Origin of the sequence: Bacillus sp. B2-WWTP-C-10-Post-4, from assembly GCF_009183805.1 — a bacterium.
GTDB classification, from domain to species: domain Bacteria; phylum Bacillota; class Bacilli; order Bacillales; family Bacillaceae_G; genus Bacillus_A; species Bacillus_A cereus.
The window spans coordinates 1-6,992 of sequence record NZ_WEII01000158.1 but is presented as its reverse complement, the minus strand read 5'-3'; the positions used below and the strand labels follow the sequence as shown (position 1 = coordinate 6,992).

Sequence of the window (6,992 nt, the reverse complement as noted above, 5' to 3'; positions counted from 1 at the left end):
ATGTTCTGGTATGCGTAAATACGGTGCTGCTATATGTAATTCCATCCAAGTAATCTCTTCGATTTCTTTTGGCCTTGATATATATGTCTCCCCGCCGATTATTTCGCCTAGAAAATTAAAGAAAATTGCATGATGATCTCTTTCCTCGAAAAAGGCTTCACTGATAGAACAAATCCCGTTTACGTTTATATGTAACCCTGTTTCTTCTTTTACTTCTCGAATTACTGCTTCTTCTAATGTTTCTCCTAGTTTAACTGCGCCACCTGGTAATGTATAATAAGAACCATTTTCCCCTTTGTTTTTTACCATTAAGATCTTTTCATTAGTTTTATCGTACAAAATCGCGTATGTAACATTAACTTTTTTCATATATACCTCCTCTATTTTAAATAAAAGGAATTTTCTGCCTTCTATTCATTCTACCATTAACTCCTTTTAATATATATAAGTTAGTTAAGTCTTGCCTTTACCGCTATTGTTGGAGTTAATAAGAATAGGCTACTGATATAAAAAAAGAACGTACCTTAGGAAGATTATCCAAAGTACGTTCTTGCAGTTTTAGTATAAAAATTGATTCAATTAATACTGAAATTAATAATAACCTCGCCCTTATTGCATTTGTATTTCAAATACTAACGTTAACAAATTCTATATACTTTTTAACCGTTTTTCTAAATAATAATGATTATGTCCTTTCGGATGATCTTCACTTACTCCAATTACTTTATATCCATGTTTCTTATAAAAATCAGGTGCTTGGAAACTAAAAGTATCTAAATTAATTAACCTACACCCTTTTTCAATTGCAAATTCTTCAATAAGCTTTATTAACTTGCTTCCGTAACCTTCATGCCTATATTCTTCAGAAACCCATAGAAAGTCAACGTGTACATGGTGCCAAAAAGTTATTGCTGTTACCCCACCTACTATTTCTTCTTTTTCATTTCTTACTATGAAACTAACCTTTTCTGAAGGTGTTTTTTCTTCATCTGCAAGATATTTTTGATTGTATTCAATTACTTTCTCTCTTATGTAATCACTATCTTCTTGTACCCACTGCTGTACTATTTTCATTTTAAGTGTCACGCTCCTTTTTACTTATCTATTCAATTTTATAATGAAATTGTCCTGTCTTTAATAAGTTCGTAAAGAAGCAAAGTTAATGGAATAAAAAAGAGCCCTAACATGAGGACTCTTTTTAAAATTAAGCTACTTTCCGATGTAAATGTTTTAGTTCCTTTTTCTTTTCTACATTTGGTGGGCGGATTAATATTGAAATAATGAAGGAAATAACACTTAAAACACCGATTATAATGAAAGTTGGTTGAAATCCCCCGAGTATCGCTCCAATAAATGATCCTGCAAGCGCACCAAATCCGAAACCTTGGTAGACAATCCCGTAATTTGTACTATGGTTTTTTAATCCAAAGAAATCTCCGACAATAGCTGGGAATATAGTTATATTACCGCCGAAGCAAAAGGCGACACTTGCTACACAAGCAAAATAGATTCCGTAATTTAGCGGAATAAAACTTAAAGTAAAGACTGACAATCCTATAATAATAAACGTTGCAGAGACAATTTTCATTCGGCCGATTTTATCTGATAACGTCCCAAGAATAATTCTACCTACTGTATTAAAAATTGCAATCATAGCAACGGCGTTTGCAGCGGTTGCTGCGCTAAGGCCAACGAGTTGTACACCGATATCTTTTACCATACTGATTAAATACAAACCACCCATACACGAGGTGAATAACATAAAAAATAGCAGATATACTTGTTTCGTTCGCATCATTTCACGCGGAGTATAGTCATTGTGCAATGTTTCAGTTACAGCATTACTTACAATTGCCTCACGTAAGAAGAACGATCCGATTAACACTAAAAGTAACACGATAATACCCCAATATAAGAATGCTTGTGATACACCAAGGTTATCGATAAGATTTCCGTTTATATATCTAAAGATTAAGCTGCCCATTCCATACGCTGATACAGATATACCTGAAATAAGCCCTTTCCGATTTGGAAACCATTTAATTAAATTAGATAGTGATGTAATATAAGCTGTTCCATCCGCATAACCAACAACAACACCAGCTAATAAATATAATAGTGGTAAGGAAGAAACTTGTGAACTAAGTATTAAGCCGAGTCCTAAAACAATTCCTGCAGTAGCAATAAGTTTCCGAAGTCCTAATTTTTTCTGCAATTTTGCTGCAAATAAAGTTGAGAATGATAAAGAAAAACTTGTTATAGAGAAAGTTATCGCTACTGAATTAAGATTCCATCCAAACTTACTTACAAGGGGTTGATTAAATAAACTCCATGTATAAATTGTTCCAAGGCCAATTTGAATAATGATTGTACCTAGAACAATTAGTAACGGATTTATAGAAGTTTGTTTCATACTAACTGTCCCCTTCTTTTATCTTGACATAGATTTTCACAGTTAGTATATCCATCGTAAATTGCAAGATACTGTACGGAAAATGGTAATTAAGTTCATATACACAAAAAGACACTTCATAAAGAAGTGTCTTTTGCAGGTTATATCAGATGTTTCTAAAGAAAGCTTTGTTAAGATAAGCCATTTTCGAATGCTTATGTATATATGTTATCAAATAATTTCTTATATGTGATGAGACTTAAGACGTATTTTTCATTCATCATATAGTCGGATGAAAAATTAATATTCGATTTCATCAAAATCCTTCGGCTGCGGTACAGTTTGCATATTAGCTGCATCTTTAGGATCGCTATAAATTGCATTTTGCTCTGTATTTACATCTTTTATATTTTGTTTTTTATTTTTGTTCACTTTATCTTTCACTTACAATCACTCCTTTTTGTTATAGGAGTAATTATGCCCTATTACCGTTACTAAATGTATCAGCGACTAAATTACTAAATTCACGTAAATAATATAAGTAATTATCACCGCCGTAGTTATATCTTTTGTTATACATTTTTGCAACAACTACATTATATTCAGGTATTACTAAAATAGTCGGTCCAGTAATCCCTAATATTTGATATGACCCTTTTGGAACACGTTCACCAAGTTCGCTTAATTGTGCAGGTTCATTTTGAACGAACCAAAACAATCCATTTTGTGGTAGCTCTTTATTTACATATGTTGGACTCTGCAAACTCGTAGCGATTTTTATAACTTCTTTTGGAACAATTTGCTTACCGTTTATCACACCTTGATTTAAATGAAGATTGCCCCAATAAGCAAATTCTCTAGCTGAGACAAACAGATTTTTTTCAGTACCGTCATCTACCGTACCAATTTCACTAGTCGCGTCTTCATTTGGATTATTAACAACGTCAACTAAATTTTCATCTCGCTGAACTCTCCAACCTGTTTCTTGAAAATTAGCAGGCTTAAAAACACGCTCCTTTAACAATTCAGGAAAACTTTTGTTATATAGCTGATAAATAAGACGTGTCATCATTCTTACATTAATATCTCTATATGCCCATGCTTGTCCCGGTTCAAATTCACGAAAAATTGTCCCGTCATTCATTTCTTCTAATCCGTGCGAATGTGTTACTAAATGTCTTATCGTTGTTTTACCAAGCAATGTAGGATTAAAGTCTTTAAAATATTTTATCGCTTCATCATCAATAGAGTTTATTTTCCCCTCGTAAAGCGCATACGCTATCATTAATCCTAAATAACTTTTTCTAGCAGAAGCAACGTTGAACTGCGAAGATGCGGTTACTTTTTTATTAGTCGATGTATTTGAGTGATAACCGCTATAATGCTCTAATACGACTTTATTATTTTTTATAATACAAATTGCTGTAGCAGAACTATGATTTTTTTCTTTTATATTCTCTACCCAAGAAATCAACTTATCATATGTATACAAATAAATCCCCCTTAATACACATCAAAATTACAGCATGAAAGAAAAGTATAAACAGTATTTACACCTTTCTTTCATATAAAATATTAATGATGTACTATATTTAAATAATCCACCAGTTCCAGCAATTAAAGCAACCAAAACATCCGGCACAACCTACGCAACCACCACATCTGCCACCGCCGCAACCGCCACAGCGTCCACCACAACCTCCGCATCCGCCACAACGACGTGCATCGCCTTGGATGTAATAATATGGATATTGGCTTTGTTGTTGATCCCAATACACAACATTACCAGTTTGATAATCATTAAGGTTTAATGTTTGTAATTCATGTTGAAACTGATTCATTACGAACCCCTCCATTTATAAATATAAATTTCGCCCAAACGTTAAAGTTTATATATTTTTGTAAACAAAATAGAAACAAGACTATAGACTAAATGCGTACATCAACAAAATATGAACTTACACTAGGTGATGTACCTTGTTTTTCAGCCTATTTTCTTTATATTTATTCGATGGACGTATTTACTATAAATAAAGTGATTTAAAAATTACTAATCCAACAATTTAGTAGTTCATCACTTAACTTTCTTTCTAGTAATTCCTTCACTAAAGGCATTGGCATGATTTCATAATGATTTAAGGCTTCTTTATTATAATCTATCCAGTGAAATGCTAAATGAGACTCGCTCGATTTCGGTGTTAAGTCCGTATGTAAATCTTGTGACTCTACTTCAAAAATGTGATTAATTTCATGATGGAGCACTTCTTTATCTTGCCATTGATTTTCTATGACTCCTAAAAATTGTTGTATACTACAGTTTACTCCAAGTTCTTCTCTTAACTCTCTTATTAATGCATTCTCTACTGATTCTCCAATTTCAACATGGCCACCAGGTAAAAAATAATGATGGCCGATATATTCAGTAACTAATAATTTCCCATCTTTTATCATGACTGCTCGTACAATATGATGGAATTTACTTTTCAATTGAAATCCCTCCTAGTTATTCAATGTATAGTTGCTCAAAATAGTCATTTAGTATTGGTATAATATAAATCATAGGTGTTTCATACGGATGAATATCATTAATAACTTCAAGAGCATCTTTTACAAGTTCTCGTTTACACTTTATTTCAACTTTACATTCTTGCCCTTCGCATATTCGCCCAATTTCTCCATTAAGAGGAGATGCCTCTTCTAAAGGTCTCCAATATCCTTTCACTGAACTATAGGAAAGGCAATGGTCATATTCGCCCGTTTTACATGCTCCAATTTTATTTAATTCATCCCTTAATGTTTCAATATATTCTTCAGGAATGAACACTTCAATTTTCACTTCAGTAAATTGCATATTTCATTTACACCTTTACTTCCTAATAGTTAAACAAATAAACGATATACTTGCTCACCATCATACTCTTGTCCTAATGATATGAAACCATATCGTTCATATAATTTCTTTGCAGAGAGATTATCTTTATGTACTGTTAATCTAATTTCTTTACACGATTTAAAAGTATTTTTTATTATATTAATACTTTCTTGTAATGCTGCTTTTCCATAACCATTACCTTGCTGCGATTGATCAATAATAAATCCGTTAATCCAATACATATCCGATGTCTCTCTTACAACAGCATGCATAACAAAACCAACCATAAGGTCACCATGGTATATAGCGAATGGTATGTACTCTACATTGTCACCATCTGGTTTTATATATACTTTAGCAAGCGAAACTGCTACGGGTGGAACAAATTTCAACTGATTTTCTTTAACTTGTAGCTTTAATGCTTCTTCCCAATTTTCTCTCGTAACAACCTTTAACTGGATATTCAATATTGTAAGCTCCCTTATATAGAGGATGTATGTTTATATTCAACGCATTGAAATAATTCCCTTTTTCGACAACAACTTATAACATAATTTTTATAAAATCTTGAATGAATTTTTCTGCATCTATTTCTAAAGCTATACGGGCTCCTTCAGATATAGAGCTAAGGCGAAAATCAGCAAATGTTTGTCCTTTCGTATCTCCGTATGTATCAACATTCACTGTACGATGTACAAATTCAAAAAAGTTTGGATTTACTAATCCACTTATAGCAACCACATCATGAAGCAATGGCCCTTCGATAGATGGATTAAGTTTTTGGTATGCAGAAAAATAGTAATCATACATTGGTTTCATTATCGTATGGAATGGATTCTTTGAATTAGCTTGAATATAGTCAAACACATTTGGTGTTAACACAGCTTTGTTTGTTACATTTAAAGGGAATATTAATAAATTCTTTGCTTGATGGAAAACAATTTTACTTGCTATAGGATCTCCATACACATTTGCCTCTGCTAACGGCGTAACGTTTCCTACTTCTAAAAAAACACCACCCATGAAATAGATTCCTTTTACATTTAGCATTAAATCATTCCACAAATTAAAAGCAATTGCTAACGAGGTAGATCTTCCTACATCAACAATCGTTAAATCTTTTCCGTACTTTATAAGAATCGCAGCAATACTGCCAAAATTGTATATTGGAATAGATAATATATTTTCTGGAACATGGATGGGCCCTAATCCTTCTGCTCCGTGAATTTCAGGATAGTACGTAGTGATTTCTTCTGTAAGTGGTTTTGTTGCACCACTAATGACAGGAATGTCTTGTCTATTTGCTAACTGTAAAATATACGCTGCATTATGTGCAGCATGTATATGCTCAACATTTCCGTATCCAGTTACAATACCGACAATTTCAATTTCGGGATGCAGTAAGCCATACATAATGGCAAATGAGTCATCAATACCTGGGTCTCCGAAAAATAATACTTTTTCCAAGAAATACGCTCCTCTCACGAAAAAAACGAGTCATTAGTAACTATGTATATGAAAAAAGCAAGTATATCTATGCAAATTTTAGAATGGATAATGTTTTACAAAATATTAAAAAGGAACTAGCGTATGCTAATTCCTTTCTTGAGTAACCATTCTCAAATTTAATTAATTATCGTATCCTTCATAAATTGCATCATTTATTTGATTTTGTATTTTTGTATCATCAGGTACAGGTTTCCACCAATTTCCTGTAATGAATAACAT

10 protein-coding genes and 1 pseudogene are annotated in these 6,992 nt (G+C 32.6%); all 11 read right to left on the bottom strand.

Translation table 11 applies throughout. The features are described from left to right. The coding region (locus tag GBN78_RS27665) for an NUDIX hydrolase (protein WP_152127924.1) at window positions 1–369 on the bottom strand (369 nt) is incomplete at its 3' end. 279 nt (window positions 370–648) lie between these two features. Next, entirely contained in the window at window positions 649–1,074 is a 426-nt protein-coding gene (locus GBN78_RS27660; RefSeq protein WP_000706906.1) for a GNAT family N-acetyltransferase, read from the bottom strand. A gap of 130 nt (window positions 1,075–1,204) precedes the next feature. After that, window positions 1,205–2,413, bottom strand: coding sequence for an L-lactate MFS transporter (locus GBN78_RS27655; protein WP_048567639.1), 1,209 nt, complete (start codon window positions 2,411–2,413; stop codon window positions 1,205–1,207). Between the two features lie 279 nt (window positions 2,414–2,692). Next, window positions 2,693–2,836 carry a hypothetical protein gene (locus GBN78_RS30465; RefSeq protein ID WP_000653680.1) on the bottom strand — a complete coding sequence of 48 codons (144 nt, stop codon included), beginning with the start codon at window positions 2,834–2,836 and terminating at the stop codon, window positions 2,693–2,695. Between the two features lie 31 nt (window positions 2,837–2,867). Next, window positions 2,868–3,884, bottom strand: a complete 1,017-nt coding sequence (locus GBN78_RS27650; RefSeq protein ID WP_152127923.1) for a serine hydrolase domain-containing protein — start codon at window positions 3,882–3,884, stop codon at window positions 2,868–2,870. 100 nt (window positions 3,885–3,984) lie between these two features. Next, window positions 3,985–4,233 (bottom strand): heterocycloanthracin/sonorensin family bacteriocin, encoded by a 249-nt coding sequence (locus GBN78_RS27645; protein ID WP_001071345.1) that lies wholly within the window; start codon window positions 4,231–4,233, stop codon window positions 3,985–3,987. Between the two features lie 199 nt (window positions 4,234–4,432). Next, window positions 4,433–4,879, bottom strand: a complete 447-nt coding sequence (locus tag GBN78_RS27640) for an NUDIX domain-containing protein (protein ID WP_098939600.1) — start codon at window positions 4,877–4,879, stop codon at window positions 4,433–4,435. A 16-nt stretch (window positions 4,880–4,895) separates the two neighbouring features. Further along, window positions 4,896–5,243: a divalent cation tolerance protein CutA gene (gene cutA / locus GBN78_RS27635; RefSeq protein WP_098939602.1), complete on the bottom strand. Its 348-nt coding sequence runs from the start codon at window positions 5,241–5,243 to the stop codon at window positions 4,896–4,898. Between the two features lie 29 nt (window positions 5,244–5,272). Further along, complete coding sequence (locus tag GBN78_RS27630) at window positions 5,273–5,731, bottom strand: GNAT family N-acetyltransferase (RefSeq protein ID WP_001025612.1); 459 nt, start codon at window positions 5,729–5,731, stop codon at window positions 5,273–5,275. 76 nt (window positions 5,732–5,807) lie between these two features. Further along, the gene (locus GBN78_RS27625) at window positions 5,808–6,731 is read right to left on the bottom strand and encodes a nucleoside hydrolase (protein ID WP_000416775.1); all 924 of its coding nucleotides are present in this window, start codon (window positions 6,729–6,731) and stop codon (window positions 5,808–5,810) included. Window positions 6,732–6,893: 162 nt separating this feature from the next. After that, window positions 6,894–6,992 (bottom strand): annotated as a pseudogene (locus GBN78_RS27620) (glycosyl hydrolase family 8); the annotation flags it as partial.

Excerpts from the sequence above, each read along its gene's own strand:
- GBN78_RS27660 (WP_000706906.1), bottom strand. The coding sequence starts at position 1,074 with ATGAAAATAGTACAGCAGTGGGTACAAGAAGATAGTGATTACATAAGA.
- GBN78_RS27655 (WP_048567639.1), bottom strand. The coding sequence starts at position 2,413 with ATGAAACAAACTTCTATAAATCCGTTACTAATTGTTCTAGGTACAATC.
- GBN78_RS27645 (WP_001071345.1), bottom strand. The coding sequence starts at position 4,233 with ATGAATCAGTTTCAACATGAATTACAAACATTAAACCTTAATGATTAT.
- cutA (WP_098939602.1), bottom strand. The coding sequence starts at position 5,243 with ATGCAATTTACTGAAGTGAAAATTGAAGTGTTCATTCCTGAAGAATAT.